Source organism: Psychrobacter sp. DAB_AL62B, assembly GCF_028895345.1.
In the GTDB taxonomy this organism is placed as follows: domain Bacteria; phylum Pseudomonadota; class Gammaproteobacteria; order Pseudomonadales; family Moraxellaceae; genus Psychrobacter.
The window spans coordinates 54784-77962 of record NZ_SAXC01000010.1; the positions used below are offsets into that span (position 1 = coordinate 54784).

21 protein-coding genes are annotated in these 23179 nt (G+C 42.0%); 14 read left to right on the plus strand and 7 right to left on the minus strand.

Annotated elements, in window-relative coordinates; all coding sequences use genetic code 11:
- The first annotated feature begins 43 nt into the window (after nt 1–43).
- From EPB74_RS11615 to EPB74_RS11625, 3 genes are all read left to right on the plus strand, one after another.
- Nucleotides 44–550 carry a diacylglycerol kinase gene (locus tag EPB74_RS11615; RefSeq protein ID WP_274904294.1) on the plus strand — a complete coding sequence of 169 codons (507 nt, stop codon included), beginning with the start codon at nt 44–46 and terminating at the stop codon, nt 548–550.
- Between the two features lie 45 nt (nt 551–595).
- Nucleotides 596–1483, plus strand: coding sequence for a DUF72 domain-containing protein (locus EPB74_RS11620; protein ID WP_274904296.1), 888 nt, complete (start codon nt 596–598; stop codon nt 1481–1483).
- Between the two features lie 100 nt (nt 1484–1583).
- Complete coding sequence (locus EPB74_RS11625; RefSeq protein WP_274904298.1) at nt 1584–2159, plus strand: hypothetical protein; 576 nt, start codon at nt 1584–1586, stop codon at nt 2157–2159.
- 84 nt (nt 2160–2243) lie between these two features.
- Here EPB74_RS11625 and EPB74_RS11630 read toward each other — a convergent pair whose 3' ends face one another.
- Nucleotides 2244–2873, minus strand: coding sequence for a superoxide dismutase (locus tag EPB74_RS11630; RefSeq protein WP_079692730.1), 630 nt, complete (start codon nt 2871–2873; stop codon nt 2244–2246).
- A gap of 547 nt (nt 2874–3420) precedes the next feature.
- Here EPB74_RS11630 and rdgB point away from each other — a divergent pair.
- The 6 genes from rdgB (at nt 3421) to EPB74_RS11660 (ending at nt 11157) form a co-directional block, all read left to right on the plus strand.
- Nucleotides 3421–4074: an RdgB/HAM1 family non-canonical purine NTP pyrophosphatase gene (rdgB, locus tag EPB74_RS11635; RefSeq protein ID WP_274904300.1), complete on the plus strand. Its 654-nt coding sequence runs from the start codon at nt 3421–3423 to the stop codon at nt 4072–4074.
- 367 nt (nt 4075–4441) lie between these two features.
- A complete protein-coding gene (tig, locus tag EPB74_RS11640; protein WP_079692732.1) occupies nt 4442–5785 on the plus strand; it encodes a trigger factor in 1344 nt (447 codons plus the stop codon).
- Between the two features lie 504 nt (nt 5786–6289).
- A complete protein-coding gene (gene clpP / locus EPB74_RS11645) occupies nt 6290–6937 on the plus strand; it encodes an ATP-dependent Clp endopeptidase proteolytic subunit ClpP (RefSeq protein ID WP_274904329.1) in 648 nt (215 codons plus the stop codon).
- Between the two features lie 183 nt (nt 6938–7120).
- Nucleotides 7121–8434 (plus strand): ATP-dependent protease ATP-binding subunit ClpX, encoded by a 1314-nt coding sequence (gene clpX / locus EPB74_RS11650; protein WP_274904301.1) that lies wholly within the window; start codon nt 7121–7123, stop codon nt 8432–8434.
- Nucleotides 8435–8677: 243 nt separating this feature from the next.
- Nucleotides 8678–9697 (plus strand): SDR family NAD(P)-dependent oxidoreductase, encoded by a 1020-nt coding sequence (locus EPB74_RS11655; protein WP_274904303.1) that lies wholly within the window; start codon nt 8678–8680, stop codon nt 9695–9697.
- 473 nt (nt 9698–10170) lie between these two features.
- Complete coding sequence (locus tag EPB74_RS11660) at nt 10171–11157, plus strand: c-type cytochrome (protein ID WP_274904304.1); 987 nt, start codon at nt 10171–10173, stop codon at nt 11155–11157.
- A gap of 153 nt (nt 11158–11310) precedes the next feature.
- Here the strand turns inward: EPB74_RS11660 and EPB74_RS11665 are convergent, their stop codons facing one another.
- The 3 genes from EPB74_RS11665 to argS all read right to left on the minus strand — a co-directional run bounded on the left by EPB74_RS11665 (nt 11311) and on the right by argS (nt 15234).
- Nucleotides 11311–12408 (minus strand): PTS transporter subunit IIC, encoded by a 1098-nt coding sequence (locus EPB74_RS11665; protein WP_274904305.1) that lies wholly within the window; start codon nt 12406–12408, stop codon nt 11311–11313.
- 102 nt (nt 12409–12510) lie between these two features.
- Nucleotides 12511–13335 (minus strand): SPOR domain-containing protein, encoded by an 825-nt coding sequence (locus EPB74_RS11670; RefSeq protein ID WP_274904306.1) that lies wholly within the window; start codon nt 13333–13335, stop codon nt 12511–12513.
- Between the two features lie 69 nt (nt 13336–13404).
- A complete protein-coding gene (argS, locus tag EPB74_RS11675) occupies nt 13405–15234 on the minus strand; it encodes an arginine--tRNA ligase (protein ID WP_274904307.1) in 1830 nt (609 codons plus the stop codon).
- A 428-nt stretch (nt 15235–15662) separates the two neighbouring features.
- On the opposite strand from argS, the gene EPB74_RS11680 reads away from it, so the two are divergent.
- A complete protein-coding gene (locus tag EPB74_RS11680) occupies nt 15663–15881 on the plus strand; it encodes a DUF2788 domain-containing protein (protein ID WP_079692740.1) in 219 nt (72 codons plus the stop codon).
- Here EPB74_RS11680 and EPB74_RS11685 read toward each other — a convergent pair.
- The 3 genes from EPB74_RS11685 to cmoA form a co-directional block, all read right to left on the minus strand.
- Complete coding sequence (locus EPB74_RS11685) at nt 15878–17089, minus strand: DUF1176 domain-containing protein (protein ID WP_274904309.1); 1212 nt, start codon at nt 17087–17089, stop codon at nt 15878–15880. The genes EPB74_RS11680 and EPB74_RS11685 overlap by 4 nt on opposite strands.
- A 43-nt stretch (nt 17090–17132) precedes the next feature.
- Nucleotides 17133–18182 carry a tRNA 5-methoxyuridine(34)/uridine 5-oxyacetic acid(34) synthase CmoB gene (gene cmoB, locus EPB74_RS11690; RefSeq protein ID WP_274904310.1) on the minus strand — a complete coding sequence of 350 codons (1050 nt, stop codon included), beginning with the start codon at nt 18180–18182 and terminating at the stop codon, nt 17133–17135.
- Nucleotides 18183–18244: 62 nt separating this feature from the next.
- Nucleotides 18245–19045: a carboxy-S-adenosyl-L-methionine synthase CmoA gene (cmoA, locus tag EPB74_RS11695; protein WP_274904311.1), complete on the minus strand. Its 801-nt coding sequence runs from the start codon at nt 19043–19045 to the stop codon at nt 18245–18247.
- A gap of 215 nt (nt 19046–19260) precedes the next feature.
- Between cmoA and msrA the strand changes: the two genes are divergently transcribed.
- From msrA to EPB74_RS11715, 4 genes are all read left to right on the plus strand, one after another.
- On the plus strand, nt 19261–19782 hold the full coding sequence (gene msrA / locus EPB74_RS11700) for a peptide-methionine (S)-S-oxide reductase MsrA (protein ID WP_274904312.1): 522 nt from the start codon (nt 19261–19263) through the stop codon (nt 19780–19782).
- A 183-nt stretch (nt 19783–19965) separates the two neighbouring features.
- Nucleotides 19966–20664, plus strand: coding sequence for a thiopurine S-methyltransferase (gene tmpT / locus EPB74_RS11705; protein ID WP_274904314.1), 699 nt, complete (start codon nt 19966–19968; stop codon nt 20662–20664).
- Nucleotides 20665–20676: 12 nt separating this feature from the next.
- Nucleotides 20677–21390, plus strand: coding sequence for a DUF1499 domain-containing protein (locus EPB74_RS11710; protein ID WP_274904315.1), 714 nt, complete (start codon nt 20677–20679; stop codon nt 21388–21390).
- A gap of 246 nt (nt 21391–21636) precedes the next feature.
- Nucleotides 21637–23136 carry a lytic murein transglycosylase gene (locus EPB74_RS11715; RefSeq protein ID WP_274904316.1) on the plus strand — a complete coding sequence of 500 codons (1500 nt, stop codon included), beginning with the start codon at nt 21637–21639 and terminating at the stop codon, nt 23134–23136.
- The last annotated feature ends 43 nt before the right edge of the window (nt 23137–23179 follow it).

Sequence of the window (23179 nt, forward strand, 5' to 3'; positions counted from 1 at the left end):
GCTAAACTGACAACTATTCTACAACGATGATTGAGACTTACATATGAGCGACCTTAAACAGCCTAACTCTGATAAACAGCCTATTTCTCACTCGCCTGAACCGCCCAATCATCATGACCATCATGACCATGCTGCTTATACGCCAGAGTCGGGAACGGAAACTGCTGAAAGCTTCGCTGATAATGTAAAAGGTAAGGCAGGATTTGGGAGAATCGTTAAAGCTGCTGGCTACTCTGCCGATGGCTTTATGGCGGCCTATAAAAATGAAGCGGCTTTTCGACAAGCATTTTGGCTCAATTTAGTCTTGCTCATTGCGCTCGTATTCATCCCTTTGACCATCACTATAAAAATGATCCTGCTTATCGCCTCTTTTTTATCTATTATCGTTGAGCTGTTTAATACAGGGTTAGAGGCCAGTATCGACCACACATCAACTGCGCAGCACCCATTAGCCAAGATAGGTAAAGATGTAGGATCAGCAGCACAATTTTTGGCACTGACTTTATTATTTGTTTTATGGCTTATGGCTTTATCTACTTTGCTTTTTTAACCTCAACGTTTACCTGATAAAGTTCACCTGATAAGGAATTCATTTATGATTAATAATAGTTCCGAGACCTCTAACTCCTTAAATCAGGCTACTAATACTGGTAATAGCTCTACTGATTCCTCCAATCTTTCACCAAAAATATACCTCGGCACTGGTGGTTATAGCGATACCGATTTACTCGGCACGCTCTACCCTACTGGCACCAAAAAAACGGACTTCTTACGGGAGTACGCCAAACAATATGGCGCAGTAGAAATCAATAGCACATTCTACGCGCCTATCGGACAAAAAGCCTTTGCCGGTATGGTCAATAAAGCCTATGTGCAAACAGACAGTGAATTAAAATTTGCCGTCAAACTCCATCAAGACTTCACTCATGCACGTAAAGGTACCGCCGAACACGCGCAAGCCTTTCTTACTGCCCTCACGCCACTTATCGAAGCCGATTGTCTAGCGCCACTATTATTACAATTCCCACATGGCTTTGATCGTACCCGCGAACATCGTCTATATCTAGCAAACCTTGTCAGCTGGTTTAAAGATTATCCGTTAGCCGTTGAGTTTCGTCATAATGGCTGGCATACCCCGAAAGTGGTCGATAGCTTTATCGAGCAAGGGCTGATTTGGTGCAGCGTTGATTATCCTAAGGTCAGCGGACTACCGCCGTCACGGCTGATATTTACCGAGCGCACTGGCTATCTGCGCATGCACGGTAATAATCTAAACTGGTGGGATGCGATGAGTGCAGCTGACCGTCACGATTATCGCTATAGCGAGGCGGAGATGCAGGACTGGGCGCAAGCGATTGCCAATCAGCGTCAGCATTTTGATACGCTCTATATCTTCTTTCAAAACACTGTCAATGCGCATGCGTATTATAATATTGCGATGTTGCGGGAAGCGTTGGGGAGATTTGGGTTTAAGGTGTTGTGATTTACATGTTCGCTTTAAGAAAAGTAGTATGCTCAATAAAAAATATTTTTATAAAAGTAAGACTTTAGATAAATTTAAATTAATGTAGCGGAGTAATTTAATGTACCCTAAAATAGTGGAGCTAGATATCAAGCACGAAATAGATGGATTCGAACGAGCAACTCTTACTCGATTATTAAATAGCTTTGAAGATATCGAATTAGAAGCCACAGAAAAAAGAAGGAAATTTCTTGAAAGAAAATCAAAGAACTTCGATCCTGATATAGACGATGAAGCAGATATAGAAGAAGATGCTTATTTCAAGGAAATTAGCCACCTTTCCATAGAACAAGAATTAAGGCAAGAGTTTGTAAACTCTACGGCAGTTTGGCTGTTTCATATGTTTGAGCGCCAAAAGAAAAGAATCTTTAAGTCAGATCAAACAAATACTTTAAAGCCTATGTTAGCTAAAAAGAATTACAATATTGATGCTTGTCCTGACTGGAAAATACTACATAAAGAACTAAGAAATGCTGCGAACGCAATCAAACACGGTCCTGGGAGTAGTGCTGCAAAACAATTATATAAAATTGCTCCAAACCTTTTCATTAACAAGAGTATTATATTATCGGAGACTGATATCCAACGCTATATTGACTCTTTGAGAACCTTTTGGACAAAAGCATTAAAAGACTGATTAGTATTGTAAAGAGATTATATAACAAAAAAAGGACGCCTCTCAGCGTCCTTTTTTATTAATCAAATACTTAATGGTTAAAGATTACTCTTCAACACCAGCATCTTGACCTTTATATTTTGCGTTTGCGTAGTCCCAGTTCACTAGCTTGTCTAGGAACGTGTCAACATAGTCAGGACGACGGTTACGATAATCGATGTAGTATGCATGTTCCCACACGTCACAAGTCAATACCGCTACTTGGTCATGTGCAAGTGGAGTATCAGCGTTAGCCGTTTTAGCGATAGACAGTTTGCCGCCAACTTTATCAGCAACTAACCATGCCCAACCTGAACCAAACTGAGTCATTGCTGCGTTTTTGAACTCTTCACGGAATTTATCATAGCTACCAAAATCTTCTTCGATTTTAGCTTTTAGATCACCAGTAGGTTCGCCGCCGCCGTTGTCTGGCGTCATGCAGTTCCAATAGAACGTGTGGTTCCATACTTGGGCTGCTTGGTTAAACATACCTTGCTTGCTGTCATCTTTCGCCGTTGCTACGATGATTTCTGATAGCGTTTTGTCTTCTAGACCAGAACCTGGTAGCAATTCGTTCAATTTATTCACATAAGCAGCATGATGCTTATCGTGATGATACTCTAACGTCTCGGCACTGATATGTGGCTCAAGCGCGTCTTTTGCATACGGTAGGTTTGGTAAAGTAACGTTTGACATAATTATTTTATCCTTGCTAGTTTTAGTTGTGATTTTATAGAAAATGATTAATAGAAACTGATTATAGAAACCGAATTTTACGCTATTTTTACCACGCAAAAAACCCTATAAAATAGCGAACTAAATTGGCTGAGTTTATTATTCGAAATGAATTTTATCGCTTACTACATGTTATCGTTTAACACAGTATCACGTATTATTATGAATCCAAAATTAACACTTATTTTTTTCTTGCTGTGCGCTAAAAAGCCAAATACTTGGGTTTTTAAACGTTTATTAACTTAATATTCACAAGCTATAAGATATAATTCACGATAGCTTGGTAGCTATTATAGCAATAGTCGCGACAAATATCAGTTACCAAATGTTATGAAAAATGCAACTAGCATAGCCAGCAGTTATTTATCAACTATCCGCGTAGCAATGCTCAACGTCAGGTTCAGCCAGTATTTGCGTAAATGACAAACCAATAAATAATAGTATTAGAACAGAGCTAAAAGTTAAAATCAGATCATAATCTTTATTACTATATAACGGGACAGACCCAATGAGCGCTACCAGTACTTCGCTATCTTCTAACCAATCGACCACTCATAATCAGTGGGTGCTCGCCAGTAATAATAAAGGCAAACTGGCTGAGTTTAAAAGATTGTTTGCCGAAGCAAATTTGGATGTGACGGTTGTGCCGCAAGGACAGCTCGATATCGACGACGCGATTGAAGATGGCTTGAGTTTTATCGAAAACGCCATTATTAAAGCGCGACATGCCAGTCGTATGAGTGGTTTACCTGCGATTGCTGATGACTCTGGTTTATGTGTGCCAGTATTGGGCAATGCACCCGGTATTTACTCTGCGCGCTATGCAGGCGAGCACGGTAACGATGACAAAAACAACGTCAAACTTATCGCTGATTTGCAGCCTATCCGCGCTGAGCAGGCTGACGAATCCATTAAAGGGCTATTTGTTTGCGTATTGGCAATGGTGCGCCATGCCGATGATCCGCTACCAATTATCGCGCAAGGGTTGTGGCAAGGTGAGATTTTAGAAGCCCCTCACGGTGATGGCGGCTTTGGTTACGATCCATTATTTTGGTTGCCAGAGTTACAAGCAACTGCCGCCAGCTTAAGCGCTGCTGATAAAAATAGTATCAGTCATCGCGGTCAGGCGATTCAGCAATTATTAGCGCAACTGCCGCTGTAACCTTATTTGATAGCAGGTAGCGGAAGGTCTATAGAAATCTTGCGCGGCACTATTAAAGAGATAATTTTTACTTTAATAATCAGATAGATTATACTGTTCTACTTTTAAAATTTTGTTGAAAGCCGTTATTTGTCTGTATAATTCACCAAAAAGCGTTATTATGCGACCTATTAACGGTTTAATATTGATATTTGATAGCGTCCATTAAGATTTATCATTTTTCATATCAGTGCCAAAGGCGATTGCTCAAGGCATTGGTGGTAAAATAGCTATCACTATCCCCTATTTATTCCAACGGCAACCAATCGTACACGCCCATATTTTGAGGCATGGTTGTCTATTATTTAATCCTAAAGGTGTAATGATCATGGCTACAGATTTACAAGTCACAACCAACAAGTTATCTAACAAAGAAACTCAGCTAACGGTTAAAGTACCCGTTGAAAAGATTCAAAACAAAGTTGAAGGTCGTATTCGTCAAGTGGCGAAAACTGCCAAGATTGACGGTTTCCGTAAAGGTAACGTCCCAATGTCACATATCCGTTCACAGTACGGTGCTGGCATTCAACAAGAAGTGATCAACGACGTCATCCGTGATACCGTTTTTGAAGCGATCAAATCTGAAGACATCCGCGCTGTTGGCATGCCTAATATCGACGACGTAAAACTTGAAGATGATTTCTTGGTATATCAAGCAACGGTTGAAATCTTCCCTGAAGTCGATGTTCAAGGTATCGATGAAATCGAAGTTGAGCGTCACACAGCCAAGGTTGATGAAGCTGATGTTGATACCATGATTGAAAACCTACAAAAACAACGTGAAGAATTCGTTGAGAAAAAAGGTAAAGCAGACAAAGGCAATCAAGTGACCTTTGACTTTGAAGGCTCTATCGATGGCGAGAAGTTCGAAGGCGGTTCTGCTGAAGACTTCAAACTGGTTATCGGTAGCAACCAGATGATTCCAGGTTTTGAAGCAGGCATCAAAGGCATGAAAGCTGGCGAAGAAAAAACCATCGACGTGACTTTCCCAGAAGATTACCAAGCTGAAAATTTAGCTGGAAAAGAAGCTCAGTTCAAAATCAACGTAAAATTGGTTGAAAAATCTAAGCTACCTGAAATCAACGAAGAATTCCTTGAGCTATTTGGTGTCAAAGAAGGTGGCGTTGAGAAGTTAAAAGATGACGTCCGTAAAAACATGGAACGCGAAATCAAAAATGCTGCGCGTAGCCAAGTGAAGCAAGCGACTTTTGACGCTTTGCTAGAAAAAAACGAGTTTGACGTACCAAACGCCATGCTAGAGCAAGAAATCGAGCGTCAACGCAACATGATGATGCAACGTTTTTCTCAGCAGTTCGGTGCGAACGCGGATAGCTTCGATAAAGACATGCTACCAAATGAGCTGTTTGAAGAACAAGCGCTACGTGCTGCCCGTCTTGGCATCATCGTTGCTCGTGTTATCGATACCAAAGGCTTAGAAGTTGATCAAGAACGTGTTGAAACTTTCATCAAAGAAGCAGCAGAAAACTACGAAGATCCAAGCGAAGTCATTGAGTACTATACCAATGACAAGCAACAGCGCGCCAACATTGAGTCTGTGGTTCTAGAAGACCAAGTCGTTGATTATCTGATTGGCCAAGGTAAAGTGACTGACAAAGAAGTCAGCTACCAAGACCTATTGGCTGCTCAGCAACAACAGCAGCAAGCTATGTAGTTTAGCAAGAGCTAACTTAGCAACTTGCCTTTAAGTGGTACTGATTGCTAGGATTGATCCAAAAATGCCCTAACGCAATGCCCTAACATATGTGTTAGGGCATTTTTATTGGTAACTTATATACTATCTTTATGAATAGTTTATCGGTATAGCCCTTGATAAATGCGCATAAACCCCTTATTAATAGGGAGTCATTTATCATTTGTCACATTAAAAAGTTACTATTGTCCCGATAAAAAAGTTACCATTAGCTCAATTATTTTTAGCAGCTACGGTTCAGTACCATTATTTATCAGCTATTGACCATATATAGATTTTCATTGAACCCAATAGGTTTTATTAGCTAGTAAGTTTTATTACAAACCAGCAATGTTTACAATGATAAACACCAATAAAAAATGAACGATTTGCAAGCCTCTACCCTTTATCTTTTATATTTATAAACAGGATATTTTTATGACAGATTATGATCGCATCACTGCCAACCCGCATTTTGATATGTTGATGAGTGCACACAACGATGCTCAAAGCATGCAATATACTCAGAGCGCCCCTCAAAGCGCATTGGTTCCTATGGTGGTTGAGCAGTCAGCACGCGGTGAACGCTCGTTTGATATTTTTTCACGCCTATTGCGTGAGCGTGTTATCTTTTTGACCGGTCAAGTCGAAGATCATATGGCCAACCTTATCGTGGCGCAGCTGCTATTTTTGGAAGCTGAAAACCCTGATAAAGATATTCATTTATATATAAACTCGCCAGGCGGCTCGGTCAGTGCTGGTTTGGCAATTTTTGATACTATGAACTTTATCAAACCTGAAGTATCGACTATTTGTATGGGCGGTGCTTACAGCATGGGTTCATTCTTATTGGCCGCTGGTGAGAAAGGTAAACGTTACGCATTAGCCAACGCTCGCGTGATGATTCATCAGCCTTCAGGCGGTGCGCAAGGTCAAGCAACCGATATCGAAATTAATGCGCGTGAAATCCTAAAAACTCGTGCGCGCTTAAACGAAATTTTGGCTGAGCGTACTGGGCAACCGGTAGAGAAAATTGAAAGAGACGTCGAGCGTGATTATTGGCTAGATGCTAAAGAAGCCAAAGAATATGGTCTGATCGATGAAGTATTAGAGCGTCGTCCTGCTTCTTTATAGTCACTGTTTTATAATAACTATAAATAGTCACTATTATAGTTACCATATTAGTAACCGTATAAGAGCCTTGATAAGCCGCGATGCTTGAGTATTATGCCCTATTTAAACTCAATGGCAGCACACTCAAGTATCGACGTAGACATTCAGAATATTTATAAGCATTAAATTTTAGGAGCGCCTTTTATGGCAGAAGATAATACCCCGCAGTGCTCGTTTTGCGGCAAAGAAAAAAGTGAAGTGAAGCAGCTGATTGCTGCTGACGATGCCAATATCTGTAATGAATGTATTGAGCTGTGTACTGATCTCATTGCCGACACTGACGAAAATGGTGATGACGATAGCGACATTGATACTTCTTGGGTCAATAAAAAGCTACCAACGCCAAAAGAATTGCGCGCCAAGCTTGATGAGTATGTCATCGGACAGGATGCTGCCAAGAAAGCCTTGGCTGTTGCCGTTTATAACCATTATAAGCGTCTAAAAGTTAGCCAAACTTTAGCCAATGACAGCAAAAAAGCCAAAATTGGCGCTGATGATGCGATGGTTGAATTGTCAAAAAGCAATATCTTGCTGATTGGTCCTACAGGTTCTGGTAAGACATTACTTGCCCAAACCTTAGCACGTCTACTCGATGTGCCTTTTGCGATGGCAGATGCGACGACTTTAACCGAAGCAGGTTATGTCGGCGAAGACGTTGAAAACATCGTACAAAAGCTATTACAAGCATCAGATTATGATGTCAGTAAAGCGGAACAAGGCATCATCTATATCGATGAGATTGATAAAATCAGCAAAAAAGGCGATAACCCTTCTATCACACGTGATGTGTCAGGCGAAGGCGTTCAGCAAGCGTTGCTAAAGCTCATCGAAGGTACAGTTGCTGCTATCCCGCCACACGGTGGTCGTAAGCATCCACAGCAAGAGCTCATCCAAGTCGATACCAGCAATATCTTGATTATCGTTGGTGGCGCATTTGCTGGCCTTGATAAAGTCATTCAGCAGCGTACGGAAAAAACAGGCATTGGCTTCAATGCTGATGTGAGCTCAAAAGACGATAGTAAACGTAGCTCAGAGCTGCTGCAACAAGTAGAGCCTGAAGATTTGATTAAGTTTGGGCTTATTCCTGAGCTAATCGGTCGTCTTCCTGTCCTTGCCGCGCTCACAGAGCTGGACGAAGATGCGTTGGTTCAAATATTGACAGAACCAAAAAATGCCTTGGTTAAGCAGTATAAGTATCTGTTTGATATGGAAGGCGCTGACATTACTTTTACCAAAGAAGCGCTTGATGCGATTGCTAAAAAAGCCATGGCGCGCAAAACTGGTGCTCGTGGACTGCGCTCTATCGTTGAAAACGCCCTGTTAGAGACGATGTATGAGCTGCCTTCTATGAAAGATGCTAAGACAGTACTCGTTGATGAAGAAGTAATTAACGAAGGTAAAATCCCTGAAATCACCTTCTCTAACGATGACTCAGAGCAGATAGCGATAGACGCTTAAAGGGTCATATTTGCTTTATTAAAACTGTCATTAAATTAGTAGCGTCTAGCATATCTTATGCTAGACGCTTTTTTTACGTTTGCTTATTTTTTCATTTTTTTATTGCAGCCAATGTACTGGATAAAAATGACAGCGGCGTTTATCAATTGCCATCAGCTCTTATCATCAATCATGCTAAGGTAGAAACAACGGTAAATCTCAATCATTTACCAATACTATTAATGAAACAAAGGACTGTTTATTATGCTGAATAACGTATCTGCTCTAGCAACCTCACTGCGTCAACATCTGCCTTTTTCTGCCAATACAGACGATGACATTGCTCCTTATTATTTTAATCATGTCGCTGCTATTACGGGTGCAGGATCTGGTATGGGACGTCAGCTTGCCACTCATTTAGCAAAAATGGGCTGTCATGTGGCGTTATCTGATATCAACGCTGAACAGCTAATACAAACCAAAGAGCTGCTCGTTGGTTACGATATTAAAGCGACTACCACGGTACTCGACGTCTCAGATAACAAAGCCGTTGAGGCTTGGGCTGATAATGTCATGGCAGAGCATGGCAAAGTGAATTTTATCTTTAATAATGCAGGCGTAGCGCTGTATTCGACGGTCGAAGGCAGTAGCATTAGCGAACTTGAATGGGTAATGGATATCAATTTTTGGGGCGTGGTCTATGGCACTAAAGCATTTTTGCCGTTAATTAAAAATAGCGTCAAAGAAAGCGAATTTGCCAATAAAGATAATAAATATCGCCAGTTTAAAGAACATGGTCATATCGTCAATATCTCAAGCCTCTTTGGTTTGACTGCTCAGCCTTCACAATCTGCCTATAACGCCAGTAAATTTGCCGTACGTGGCTTTACCGAGAGTTTGCGCCAAGAGCTAGATATTCAGCATTGCGGTGTGTCAGCAACCTGTATTCATCCTGGTGGTATTAGAACCAACATCGCCAATAGCGCGCGTGGTAACGACAGCATCAAAGATATCGGTATGCGCGGCGGCAGCAAAGCCATTAGTAGTTTTAATAAGTTTTTAAAATTTGATGCCAGCGAGGCCGCTTGGGTTATTTTGCATGCCGCAGCGACGAACCAGCCGCGCTGCTTGATTGGAAATGATGCCAAAATGATGGATGCTGTCCAGCGTGTGTTCCCAGCACGTTATAGCAAAGTGCTCAATGACATCAATAAAATTTCTCGGAAGTTAAAAGGTAAAAACCATACAAAAACTACTGTCCGTAAGGCGGTTATTACTAAATAACTTGCAACTAAATAACTTAGAGCTAAATAAGCAATGATAAAAAACATCTATACAAAAAGCGCTTAAACGCAGATAACGTTTAAGCCCTTTTTTAATCATTAAAATAATAAACACTTTATAAACAATAGGCACTTGATAATAGGCAATATACCTAATTTTATCTTTAATTTACTAAATCGGCTATTATTTTTAATTTTGAAACACTTTACGTATTTGTATTTGGTACAATTATGTTACTAGCAACTTACAGATTAATTACTTGTTATATTTTGATAGGTAGAGTTGGGCTGATTATTGAATAAGTTTGCTACGGATGCCTAAGCATACTTGTCATTGTTCTAATCATTGCCCTTGTTCTTGGCACTATGAGCATTCTATCTATTCGAAATAAAAAGTTATTTTTGCCATTATGGCAACTAAACTATCATATAAATTCAGATTTACATATTATTTTTTAAGATAAGGATATTCTAATGAAAACATTCCCTCGCGCCAAGTCCTCTTCCTTTTTAATAGCCACCATTTTTGCGATTAGTGCAGCCAGTGTGACCGGCTGTAGCGATAGTAATGAAGTCAAAGCGGTTGACCGTGTCGAAGAAGCAGCAGCAATAGCAAGGGTAAAAGACCTTCAAGCATATGCTGATACATTAAAAGGTAGTATGCCAGCTGCCAATGACACGACTGCTAGCGCAGGGGGCGACGCTACAGCAGCTGGCAAACCTTCTATCAAAATGCCGGACGAATCTACTATTCCTGATGGCGAATATGGCGCAGCGGTACGCCGTGGTCTACTAATCGCTACCAATACCTACAAAGAAATGCCAGATAACGTCGGTAATCAGCTTAATTGTACCAGCTGTCACTTAGGCAAAGGCTCAGAGGCCTATGCTGCACCTTGGAATAACATGCCAAGTATTTATCCCATTTATCGTACGCGAGCTGGTCGCGTCAATACGATACAAGAGCGAATTAATGGTTGTTTTGAGCGTTCAATGAATGGTAAAGCACTTGATCTAGCTTCAGATGATATGAATGCGATGGTTTCTTACATGAGCTGGCTGTCACAAGATATGCCGTTTGGTGTGTCACCTGAAGGCCGCGGCTTTGTTAAAGTTGATAAAAACTTAGAGCCAAATACTGATAATGGTAAAAAACTATTTGCAGAGAAATGTACCGTCTGTCATGGCGTTGAAGGTGAAGGCCAATACAATGACGATGGTACTTATATCTATCCAGCGGTTGCCGGCGATAAGTCATTCAATGATGGTGCCGGTATGGCACGTACCTATACTGCCGCTGCATTTATCAAAGGTAAAATGCCATTTGGTCAAGGCAACTCATTAACGGATCAAGAAGCGGTCGATATTGCTGCTTACTTTACCCACTTGCCTCGCCCTGTAAAAGCCAATAAAGATAAAGATTGGCCAAACGGCGATGCACCTAAAGATGTGCGTCGTTAATTTTAAAAGCTTTTATAAATAAATCCTGTATAAAAGATAGAATAAAGAAAGCCCAGCTGTTTAAATAGCTGGGCTTTCTTTATGAGTAATCATTAGGATAACTTTAAGCATTGAGCATTGAGCATTGTGCATTGTGCATTGTGCATAAACAACCTAAGGCAGTTTCATATCACCATCGACCAACCAACCAACTCGGCGCATTATATAAGCCACCATACCAGCAATCACAGCGGGCAATACAAACATCAATAAAATAATCGCCGTCCATAACTGTCCCGTGCTCATAATCTCTTGTGACGCTTCAATCACACCAAACACGCCGACCAATCCGGCGGTGCCCATACCGGCTCCTGTAGCCGTACATGCCAGCCCAAAACCGACGGTCGCGATAGGACCAACGACAGCACTTGCTACGACTGCGGGTAATAAAACGATAGGCTTTTTGAGGACATTGGGAATCTGTAGCATACTGGTTCCCAAACCCTGAGATATCACGCCGCTGATGCCATTATCTTTATAACTTGCTACCGCAAAACCTATCATATGCGCTGCACAGCCCACTACCGCTGCCCCACCTGCTACGCCACCAAGTCCAATAGCAATACAAATAGCAGCGCTAGATGTCGGCATGGTCAGCAAAATACCCACCACCACCGCAATCACAATACCCATCAATAATGGCTGAAGGGTCGTTGCTGCTTGAATGCCTTGGCCAATCGCATTGACAGCCGCAACAACAGGCGGATTAAGTAGGGCGCACACTGCCAATGCCACTGCGCATACCAATAACGGCACTAGTAAAATATCAAGCTTGGTCTTACCAGCGACCCATGTACCAGCCCGATAAGCGAAAACTGATGTCAGATAAGCCCCAATCGGATTGCCAGGCAGCGCAGCAAACGTCGCAGGGCCGCCTACTTGCGGTGTAAATAACGTCCCCGCCATCAGCGCTTCGGAATGTGCGCCCAACATCCCCGCCACTAAGCAACTGAGCATCACTAAGGTTGGTGCTTTGAGATAATAAGCGATGCCCACACCGATGCCCGCGCCCATCAATACTGATGCCAGCTTACCTACCGCAACCAATGCTGGTATATTTAGCCAGCCACCGATTTGCGAGATAATAAGACCAGCAATTAGGGTCACGAAAAGTCCCAGTGCCATGCCAGTAAAGGCATCAATAAAGTATTTTTGAAAGAAAGCTTTCATCATACCGACGGGTACAGTTTCTGAATGAGTGACAGTCATCATTATGCTCTTATATGAAGTTTGATAGGACGTACTAAAAAAAAGGGATAAAAAAAGCGTCGTTGTGACGCTTTTTATTTGATAGACCACACCAAAATACCGATCCTAACGACGCTGCTCAACAATAATAGAATCAATACCATTATTTTGTAATCGTTGCTGCGCAGTAGCAACTGCTTGGCGGTTATTCATCGGGCGCGAAATCACCTGATAAATAGGCAAGCCATTACCAGTGGTGTTCTTCACCACTCTAGCATCAACACCTGCCATAAGCACTTGCGCACGGCGACGATCCGCTTCGTCCGCATCACCAAAGCTGTTGATTTGCAAAATATAAGTCGCAGCAGGTTTGGCTGGTTGTATGCTCGCGTTACCTGCATTCGCCGTGTTTGTTCTGTTTGAGCCAGCAGCCGTATTGCTAGCAGCTGGCGTTCCATCGTAAGTCGCATCTTCTTCAACAATGACAATATCATCGCTGTTATTGCCAGTGGCAGCGTTGTTGCCGCGGCTGGGTTCAATAGTCGTGTTTTCAGAGATACCAAAATTACCGGTATCGTCGTTACTATTCGGAGTAGTACCTTCAGATTGATTAACAACGACATCAGGTTCGAAATCTGTGACTTGACCTATTTGACCGTTTTCTGTGTTACCGAAATCTTCATCAGGGATAGTCGCCATCTCTTGATTGGGTAAAATATCGTAGAACTCATAATCACCATTATCAGTATCCGTATCGACTCTTTGCTGTATTTGTTTATCAGGATCCGTACCAGCAGCGCTATCACCAGGACTAAAGTTAAACAATGGTGAAAGGTATAAAAACACCCCAATCATGAGCGTTAGAACCGCTCCAACAAACATCCATAATAAGCCTGACACACTACTCGTCTTGCGCTTTTCAGTGGCACCTTTTGGTTTTTTGGCTAACATGGATCTCGTTCTCCCTACTGAATATATCTGTCATTGTCGAATTATTACTATCAATCGTCTGCTTTTATCTTACATGCTAGACGGTGCAGATAACCCTAATAAACCAAGCCCATTGCTCAATACTTGCCGTACTGCTTTAGACAAGCGTAGACGGGCTTGCATCATATCAACTTCTTCTTGGCTCGGCGTTTCACCTGAAGTCAGACTCACCGGGAGGATGCGATTGCCGTCGTACCAACCATGAAATAGTGCGGCTAATTCTTTAAGATAGTTGGTCAATATATGCGGCTCATAGCCTGTCGCTGAGCGTAGCAAAGTAGCTGGATAAGCAGCAAGCAATTTAATCAGCTCATCTTCGCTAGGCGCAGTGAGTAATTGCTGCTGCTCGGCACCAATAGCATCATCAACATTTAAACCACTGCTAACCAATTTCTCAAGGACGCGGCAAACGCGCGCATGCGCATATTGGATGTAATATACCAAGTTGTCTTTACTTTGCGATTTGGCCAGCTCTAAATCAAAATCAACGTGCACTTCAGGCTTACGTGCGACGTAATAGAAGCGCGCCGCGTCGTTACCTACTTCATGACGCAGCTCACGTAAGGTGACAAATTTTCCAGAACGTGATGACATTTGCACTTTTTCGCTACCGCGCCATAATGCCACAAATTGTACCAGCACCACATCAAGACGATCAGCATCGATACCAAGCGCCAACAAGGCAGCTTTTACACGTGGCACATAACCATGATGGTCTGCGCCCCAAACGTTAATGACTTTGTCAAAACCGCGATCGAACTTATTTTTATGATAAGCGATATCAGAAGCAAAATACGTACTTTGCCCATTAGCGCGGCGTACTACACGGTCTTTTTCATCACCAAAATCAGTCGATTTAAACCAAATATTACCGTCTTTTTCGTACAGATAGCCTTTGTCATCTAAAATCTGCAAAACTGGCTCAATCTCACTATCAATCGATCTTTCGCTAAACCAGCATTGGTAGCTTACACCGAAGTCATTTAGATCGTCTTTGATATCAGCCAAAATACTATTCAATGCTGCATTTAAAAATAGCTCATAGCTTTCACCAAGTAATGCTTTGCTATTGGCAATCAGACCGTCGATATGGGCTTCTTTATCACCTGATAGCAGTACTTTTTCGCCATCGGCATTTATCTCATACTGCGCATCTTCTGGCACATCTTTGGCAACTTCTGCGAAGCTATGTACGTAGCTATCACCATGCTGCACTTTTAGCGTTGCTGCGATATCGCGGACATAGTCACCGACATACGCGTTTGATGGGAAGATGACTGTTTCGTTATTAATTTCTAAGTAACGCAAATAAGTACTGGTGGCTAAGATATCCATCTGACGGCCAGCATCGTTGACATAATACTCACGCGTAACGTCATAGCCAATCGCTTCAAGCAAATTTGATACGCTCATGCCAAATGCAGCACCGCGCCCATGACCGACGTGTAAGCTCGACGTTGGATTGGCAGAGACAAATTCAACTTGTATTTTTTGCCCGTCAAACTGCTTGCTTAAACCAAAGCGTTCTTGCAGATTAAAAATATCATCTAAAACGGCAAACTTGGCGTCGCTATTTAAGAATACATTGATGAATCCTGGACCGGCGATTTCTACTTGGCGGATATCTTGATTTTCAGGCAACGCATTAACGATTTTTTCAGCCACTTGGCGTGGATTGGCTTTAGCGGCTTTGGCAGCCGTCAGGGCAATATTGCTCGCAAAGTCACCATGGCTGGCATCTTTAGTACGCGTAATTTGGCTGTTATTTTGCCAATCAGCCGGTAGTTCGCCGTCAGTTTTTAGGACTTGAATCGCACTGTCAAACAGTGAGGCGAGCGTATCGATTTGGGCTTGTGACATAGGACTATAAACTCAGATAAATAAACAAAAAATTAATGGGATATAAAATAAGATGAAAAGATAAGTAACCTATAAATATAACAACCTTTACGTGGTATTGCACTATTTGAAGCAAAAATAGCCATAAAATGCTAACTATTATAGTTGATGGGGACTACTCATTATTTGATGGCTGTTTTTGATAACTATTATAAGCGCCAAATGACTTGCGGGTCAGAGCTATTGTAGCGTTCCTGTTGCCTGAGGTTGGCGAAATATTCATACCTAACCTATTCCGCGTTATAATAACGCCATTTATTGCCTACTTTCTCTACATATCGTGACTCTTGAATGCTTATTCAACTATTTATAAGTATTTCATTAAAATGTCATAAAAATAACTAACTAGAGAGCGTAGTACTTTACTACTTTCTATACAGGATAAAATTATGTTTGCTATTGCTGCCAGTACCGTCACCAGCTGGGGACTTTACATTTTATTGCCCGTCTTTATTGCCTTCTTATTTTTTATTATTTGGGACTTATCAAAACAGTCTGGCGCTGGTCGTGCCGGTACCTTTTGGATGTTTTTGGCCCTCGGTGCTGGTTTTATCGGTTTTATCTTAAAGGTCTTGTTAGAAATGGCTTTTAACAAATGGTTTATTTAAGTACCGCTTAAGCACCAATATGACTCATTGAACCTTGCTATCATTTTTATGACTTTACTGGTATAGGTTGGTAAATTCCATGCGCCACCGGCAAAGCCTCGGCACATTCCTGTACTGGAATCTTCCGTCATTGCAAAGGTTTTGCCATTCCATACCCATGTCTGGCTATTCCAGCAATCACCTATTCCTCTATCCTTGTGAAAAGCAGAAATTTCACCATCAGAGTAATCACTCGCTGATGTCGTAATCAGTTGTGGCTTGTTTGGTTTAGCATGATTTATCAGCCAAAATCCTGCACCCATATTATAGGCACCTCGCCAACAGAGGTGACTGGCCAACGTATAATTGGCATTAACGGGTGTAAAATCCCAATCAAGATGATTACTAGAATATTCCGCTAGGTTGATAGAAGCCTCACTTTTAGGATTAACTAGCTCACAATCTCCCATACCATCTTCAGATCCTATTAATCGCTCAGAATCAATATCAACCCAGCGATTTATATTTGCTTGAAAATACGCCAGTTTTTTCGGGTCGAGCGCTTGCTTACCTGCTTCTAGCGCGGCATCGTCTAGATAGCTATAGTCTTTTTTAACGATAGGTATTTTCAGCGCTTTTTTAGGTGTTTGTCGATTGGGATTGTTTTTGCTGATAAATGCTAGCGGCGTACCTATGCGACCCTGTACTTCGTCAAGTTTTAGCAATACCGCCGCCAATCCTTTGTCCGATACTTGCCATTTGTAAATTCCTGATGTGAACTGTATCTTAGTATTCTGGTTAGCAAGTTTGAGCAGTTGCTGTATTTGGGCGCGACTTAACTGCCCTTTTCCGTCGGCTGAAAACTGCACAATACCATAAGATTGATCATTTAACGACAGCTCAACATTGTCAGTATTTTTTGATAATTGATCACTCACTAATTTTTCTTGCTCATCATAGTCCTCGCTACTCAAAATAACTTCTGCACTAGGCAGTTTTTCACCGGCTACGACCGTCAACAATATACTAGCTGACAGTATTTCTTCAGATACCAAACCTTCATCTGCATAACCTGCTGCTCGGCAAGTCAAGGTATTATCACAGACCAGTTGCCAGTCGTCTTTGACAAAACCCCAACCTTCAAACGGCGTGCCATAAGCATCATACGCCATTGTAGGTAGTGGTAATAAACTGACAGCAATCATAATCACAGTAGTCGATATTTTCATAATCTCTTCTCCTTGTTTTCATGACCGCCTGCCGTCATAAGTACTATTTTTTTGCAATAATCGTGGCACGCATGGGAGCAGGATAGCCTTCGATGGCCTTTGTTGCATCAGTAGGATCTAAGAAGTCTACTAGTGAATGGTAGTTCATCCATTCTGTTTTGCGCTGCTCATCGGTCGAGGTCACTGCCACATCGACGCAGCGCACTTCTGTAAACCCAGCTTTCTCTAGCCAGCCAATAAGCGCCGCTACAGACGGTAAAAAATACACGTTATTCATCTGAGCATAACGGTCATGTGGCACCAGTACGGTATTAGCATCGCCTTCAATTACCAAAGTTTCAAGCACCAGCTCGCCACCTTTTACCAACTGCCCTTTCAGCTGTTGCAAATGCTCAAATGGCGACTGGCGATGATAGAGCACGCCCATACTAAATACTGTGTCGAACAGCTGACTATTCTCAGGTAAAGCCTCCAGTGGCACCGGAATATAATGGGTACGATAGCTATCTGCCGCTCCCACAAAATGACGAATCGCCATAAACTGATGATAAAACAAGCACGACGGATCAATAATAATAACCGTATCCGCTCCTGCACCTGCCATACGCCAGCCGTGATAACCAGAACCGCCGCCCACATCTAGGACGCGTCGCCCTTTTAAATTGCCTAAATGTGGTGCGACCCGTTGCCACTTCCAATCACTATGCCATTCAGTATCGATGAAAATTGGCTCGGCTTGCTCACCTTTATTCTGATCACTACCAATCTGACTACCAATTTGAAAAGGTCCTTTACGCCACGGCATCAGTTGCTTTAACAAAGCAGTTGCTTGTTTACGCTCAGAGTCACTCAACTGTGCATTGACTGTCAATATATCGCTATCTAACTGTACATTATCGACGGATAATTTTGGCAATCGTGCTACCGACGCTTGATAAGCAGGCGCATGGGCATAATTGGCTTTGTCTTTTATATCATTTAACCACGTTGGTAACTGCTTGAGCCACTCATAAGCCATGGGCTGTTGCTGCGCCAGTGTCAACAAGGTTAAATACAGTTCACGTTCAGCGTGGAGAATAGTGTCGTTAAGCATAAAAGCGGATTACCGTGTTGATCAAAAGATAGTGTGAGAAATATTGTTAAAAAAGCTCAGCGTTATTTAAACGCCACGATGGATACAAAATTTAAAAACTGAAACCACGTTAAATGACGCTCAAAACCAACCTGTGACAAACGCGTATGATGCTCATCTAAAGTATCGGTAATAAGGACGTTTTCTAGCGCATTACGTTTGCCACTGATTTCCATCTCGGTGTAACCATTGGCGCGTTTAAAGTCATAATAACGCTCAACCAACCACGCATCATACTGCTCATCAAAAGCATGAGTTTTTTCAGTTAATACCAGTATGCCGCCTTCACTTAATGCCGCATAAATCTTCTCTAACACCGCTACTCTATCGGCAGCTGGTAAAAACTGTAATGTTAAATTCAAAATAACCATATCACATGGCTCAAGCTCAACATTACGAATATCAGCAGTGATAACTTCTATATCGTGCGCAGGATAATTATCACTCAGTAAGATAGTTGCTTCAGTGGTCATCGCTGGTGAAATATCAATCGCTTTAATTTGTAAATCTTGCGGCTCAAACTCGCCAGCTAAGGTCATGCTTGCCGCACCAAGCGAGCAGCCCAAATCATAAATACGGCTGACACGCTGACCACTATCACCCTGTTGACGATACTTACAATGACGACGAGCAAATATGGGCAGCATCGCAAGCACTTGACCATAACCCGGTACGCTACGACGGATCATATCTGGAAAACAAGCCACCACTTGCTCATCAAAGGAAAAGCGCGCCGCTTTGTCTAGTGGTGTAGTGAACGGTTTGTCAAATAGGGTATCGTGTTTAATAATAGAAGGCTTAGATTGGCTCATGGTGCGACTCATTCTTTGATAGTAGAACTTAGATTAGAAGTATTTAGCAGTTTTGTTTGATGCTATTAATTGAGAGCTGCTCAACGTAGCAAAAGCACATTATAACATTACTGTTTGTTACTTATTGCAGGCAACTGCGCTGTTAAGCTAAATGTATATCGCTAAGCAGACTAGATTTGGCAAACATGCTTGGCTCATATTTTATAGTAATAAGAATAGGAAAATTTATGCAAAATATTATCTTAGGCGGTGGCTGTTTTTGGTGTACCGAATCCGTATTCTTAGCCCTAAAAGGCGTACAGTCAGTAGTGTCAGGCTATATGGGCGGAGAGTCAGCCACGGCTAATTATCAGGCGGTATGTGGCGGCAATACAGGGCATGTTGAAGTGATTAACATCACCTTTGATGAGTCTGTTCTACCACTAGAGGTGCTACTTGATGTCTTCTTTGGTACGCACGATCCTACCACTAAGGACCGTCAAGGTAATGATGTCGGCAGTCAGTACCGCAGCGTCGTGTATTACACGGATGAAGCACAAAAGCCAACCATCGATCGCACTATTAATAAGCTACGAGATATGGGGCTTAATATCGTTACTGAGGTACATCCTGCGATTGAATTTTATGTCGCTGAAGAAGCTCATCAAGACTTTTTCAACAGAAACCCTGGTCAAGCTTACTGTAACTTTGCCATTCCGCCTAAGCTTGCCAAATTACGCAAAGAGTTTAGTCAGTATATGACGAACTAGAATGATGATCAGCTAAACAATAGGTTAAATGGATGATTGAAAGTTTTAATTTAACCTGTAATCTAAATCTTTCATAAAAGGCCAAGTACTAATATGCTTGGCCTTTTTATCGGCTACTATTAAGGTTAGTATTAACGTAGATTGGAAAAAGGCAAGTAACTGTAAAGGCGTACGAAACAGAAGATGCCTGACACCAAAAATATCATTAATAAAGGTAATAATATGAATCCTGAATTTTGGCAAGAACGTTGGCAGAACAAGCGAATTGGGTTTAATCAACCGGAGGTCAATCCATTATTGATTAAATACTTTTCCACTTTGGACTTGCCAGCAGGTAGCCGGGTCTTTGTACCTTTATGTGGTAAATCAATTGACATGCGATGGCTGATAAACCAAGGCTACAACGTTGTAGGTATTGAATTAGTCGAATCCGCCGTACAAGAGTTTTTTATTGAACAAGGCATCTCACCTACAATAATTGAGCATGAGCATAGTTTAGATGCTAAATGCTATAAAGGTGTAGTTTCAGGTCAAACGATAGCGTTATGGGTTGCCGACGTTTTTGCACTGACGCCCGAGGATATTGGTGATATTGATACGGTATACGATAGAGCCGCACTAATAGCTATGCCCACCGAGTTGCGCATACAATATAGCGGGCAAGTAATCAACCTCAGTCAAAACGCTGCCCAGTTATTACTGACACTTAATTATGACCAAACTAAGCGAGCAGGACCACCTTTTTCAATCAGTCATGAGCAAGTCCAACAGTACTACGGTAATTACTATCAAATTACTGAGCTTGAAAGTGAGCCATCTACTCTGAATGCAGCGCCAGACTTGACAGTAAAAGAGTGTGTTTGGTTGTTGAATAAACAGTAAGCGAGAAATCTAATGAAAATCTTAGTGAGCTTCGTCAGTCTAATTGCTTTCTTGTTAGTAGTATTGACAGGGCCGCTTTATAAATATGGCATTATTGAATTAGCTACGGTGTTTGCAGGATTCAAATATGGGATATTTACCGCTGTTACAGCGCTTGTATTGCTAATATTACAAATTATATTCAGGCGAAAGACGCTAACGCTGGCCAGTGTGGCGATCACCGTTGTGTTGTCCATGGTTGCTATCGGATTGCCTCTTAGTATGCTAAGCAAGGGTAAAAGCGTACCGCCCATTCATGATATTTCAACTGACTTAGTTAACCCACCCGAGTTTGTAGCTATCGCACCACTACGCGCTGATGCACCAAACCCAGTCGCCTACGCTGGTGAAGCAACTGCTGCACAACAACGTCAAGGCTATCCAGAACTAAAAACACTTATCTACTCAGAATCAAAAGCTGAATTAGTAAGTGCTGTTGAACAAGCAGCCAAAAACTTAGGCTGGGAATTAGTAAATACTGATACTAGCGAAGGTATTGTTGAAGCAACGGATACTACGGCGTGGTTTGGTTTTAAAGATGATGTGGTGATACGTATCACTGATAATGGTAGCGAGCGTCTGCTTGATATTCGCAGTAAATCACGGGTTGGTGGCAGTGATTTGGGTAAAAATGCAGAGCGTATTCGTGATTTTATTAATGAGCTGGATAGTATTTTGGCGAAGTAGTTTTACAAAAAAGCTATGAAATCTCTCTCACACATTAAAGTCAGATGCTTTTTTAAAACCATGTAATGCCATATTTTCCAAAACCCTCTTTCAACCTTACACCTACGTCAGCTTATAGTAACCAGTTGCGTCTATAGCTTTTCTTTATTATTTAGATTGGTTACTCTAAACCAATCTCATCATATTGATCCTTGATTTTATTTTTGGCCTTGCCATTACCATTACTTATGTTTATAGGATATTTTCATGCGCTTGACTCATTTGTCCACTTTATCTTTATTGACGGCAGCCATTGGTTTAAGTCTGGCCAGCACCGCTCAAGCTGCCAAGCCAGAAGCACCAAACTTATCTAATGCTCAATTTCAACAGTGTCTCGATGGTTTAAAAAGCTCTAGCAAGTTCCGCGGTGTCGATAGCTTTACTTTTAACAACTATCGACCGACACAGCCTGATCCTAGTGTCATTCAATCATTAAACTATCAACCTGAATTTCAAAAAGACGTTTGGGATTACCTGTCATCACTCGTTGACACGGAACGAGTAGAAGATGGTATCCGTGCCAAGCGTCAGTGGGCAGATACCTTGCGTCAAATTGAATCACGCTATGGCGTCAAACCTGAGCACGTATTAGGCGTTTGGGGTGTAGAGTCCAATTTTGGAAAAACATTGGGCAAAAAACCTTTATTTGAATCATTAGCGACACTCTCTTGCTTTGACCGTCGTCAAAGCTACTTTCAAGGCGAGTATGCCAATGCCCTAAAAATTGTGCAAAATGGCGATATTGCGCCAAGTGATATGACTGGATCATGGGCAGGTGCTTTCGGGCAAACGCAGTTTATGCCGAGCACTTTTTTAGAGTTGGCTGTCGACTTCGATGGCGATGGTCGCCGTGACTTAGTTAACAGCGTCCCTGATGCGCTCGCCTCTACGGCAAAATTTTTAGATAAACGTGGCTACCGCTCAGGTGAGCCGTGGGGTTATGAAGTCAAGCTACCTAGCGGATTTTGGGCGGCGTCCAACCGTAAAGATAAAAAGTCTATCAGCCACTGGCGCAATCAAGGCTTAACCCTTGCTAATGGTAGCTCATTACCTTCTAACTTAAGCAGTGCAGGATTATTATTACCAGCTGGTAAAGACGGTCCCGCGTTTTTAGTCGGTAAAAACTTTGATACTTTTTATTCCTACAATGCATCAGAAAGCTATGCACTAGCTATTGCTCATTTATCGGATCTGATTACTAAAGAAAATAGCAGTAAAACGGACTTTATCACGGCTTGGCCGACAGATGACCCTGGTATTGGTCGCCAAGAATCCAGAGATATTCAGCAAGCACTATTGAATGCTGGTTACGATATCGGTGAGGTTGATGGCATCATAGGTGATAATACCCGCACTGCGATCATGCAATATCAATCTAGTCGCGGCATATTCCCTGCTGATGGACGCGCAGGACAGAAATTTCACCGCTTAATCGTTGGAAACTCTGCTCCTAGCAGCTCTAATTCTGGTAACCAATATGGCAATCAATATGGACAACCAACAAATAGTCTTCCTTTGAATCCAGCGACGGCAGACCGCATGGGTCAGCTGATTCAACAGCAAAGCAGCGCACCGAACAGCTATTCATCTCAACCATCAACGCGACCAACAGCCGTTACGCCATCGACATCAAGCAACACGCGCTATCGCCGTGTGACTGGGGCTGATGGTGTTGTGAAGCTCGTGCGTGTTGATGAAGGCTCATAATTAGATAATATCTTTAAATTATTACTAAAAACAAAAAGCCACG

Excerpts from the sequence above, each read along its gene's own strand:
- cmoB (WP_274904310.1), bottom strand. The coding sequence starts at position 18,182 with ATGCTTAACGACACTATTCTCCACGCTGAACGTGAACTGTATTTAACC.
- EPB74_RS11660 (WP_274904304.1), top strand. The coding sequence starts at position 10,171 with ATGAAAACATTCCCTCGCGCCAAGTCCTCTTCCTTTTTAATAGCCACC.
- EPB74_RS11620 (WP_274904296.1), top strand. The coding sequence starts at position 596 with ATGATTAATAATAGTTCCGAGACCTCTAACTCCTTAAATCAGGCTACT.
- EPB74_RS11715 (WP_274904316.1), top strand. The coding sequence starts at position 21,637 with ATGCGCTTGACTCATTTGTCCACTTTATCTTTATTGACGGCAGCCATT.
- tmpT (WP_274904314.1), top strand. The coding sequence starts at position 19,966 with ATGCCTGACACCAAAAATATCATTAATAAAGGTAATAATATGAATCCT.
- EPB74_RS11680 (WP_079692740.1), top strand. The coding sequence starts at position 15,663 with ATGTTTGCTATTGCTGCCAGTACCGTCACCAGCTGGGGACTTTACATT.
- EPB74_RS11655 (WP_274904303.1), top strand. The coding sequence starts at position 8,678 with ATGCTGAATAACGTATCTGCTCTAGCAACCTCACTGCGTCAACATCTG.
- EPB74_RS11625 (WP_274904298.1), top strand. The coding sequence starts at position 1,584 with ATGTACCCTAAAATAGTGGAGCTAGATATCAAGCACGAAATAGATGGA.
- EPB74_RS11630 (WP_079692730.1), bottom strand. The coding sequence starts at position 2,873 with ATGTCAAACGTTACTTTACCAAACCTACCGTATGCAAAAGACGCGCTT.
- argS (WP_274904307.1), bottom strand. The coding sequence starts at position 15,234 with ATGTCACAAGCCCAAATCGATACGCTCGCCTCACTGTTTGACAGTGCG.
- EPB74_RS11615 (WP_274904294.1), top strand. The coding sequence starts at position 44 with ATGAGCGACCTTAAACAGCCTAACTCTGATAAACAGCCTATTTCTCAC.
- cmoA (WP_274904311.1), bottom strand. The coding sequence starts at position 19,045 with ATGAGTCGCACCATGAGCCAATCTAAGCCTTCTATTATTAAACACGAT.
- EPB74_RS11665 (WP_274904305.1), bottom strand. The coding sequence starts at position 12,408 with ATGATGACTGTCACTCATTCAGAAACTGTACCCGTCGGTATGATGAAA.
- rdgB (WP_274904300.1), top strand. The coding sequence starts at position 3,421 with ATGAGCGCTACCAGTACTTCGCTATCTTCTAACCAATCGACCACTCAT.
- msrA (WP_274904312.1), top strand. The coding sequence starts at position 19,261 with ATGCAAAATATTATCTTAGGCGGTGGCTGTTTTTGGTGTACCGAATCC.
- EPB74_RS11710 (WP_274904315.1), top strand. The coding sequence starts at position 20,677 with ATGAAAATCTTAGTGAGCTTCGTCAGTCTAATTGCTTTCTTGTTAGTA.
- clpX (WP_274904301.1), top strand. The coding sequence starts at position 7,121 with ATGGCAGAAGATAATACCCCGCAGTGCTCGTTTTGCGGCAAAGAAAAA.
- tig (WP_079692732.1), top strand. The coding sequence starts at position 4,442 with ATGGCTACAGATTTACAAGTCACAACCAACAAGTTATCTAACAAAGAA.
- EPB74_RS11670 (WP_274904306.1), bottom strand. The coding sequence starts at position 13,335 with ATGTTAGCCAAAAAACCAAAAGGTGCCACTGAAAAGCGCAAGACGAGT.
- EPB74_RS11685 (WP_274904309.1), bottom strand. The coding sequence starts at position 17,089 with ATGAAAATATCGACTACTGTGATTATGATTGCTGTCAGTTTATTACCA.
- clpP (WP_274904329.1), top strand. The coding sequence starts at position 6,290 with ATGAGTGCACACAACGATGCTCAAAGCATGCAATATACTCAGAGCGCC.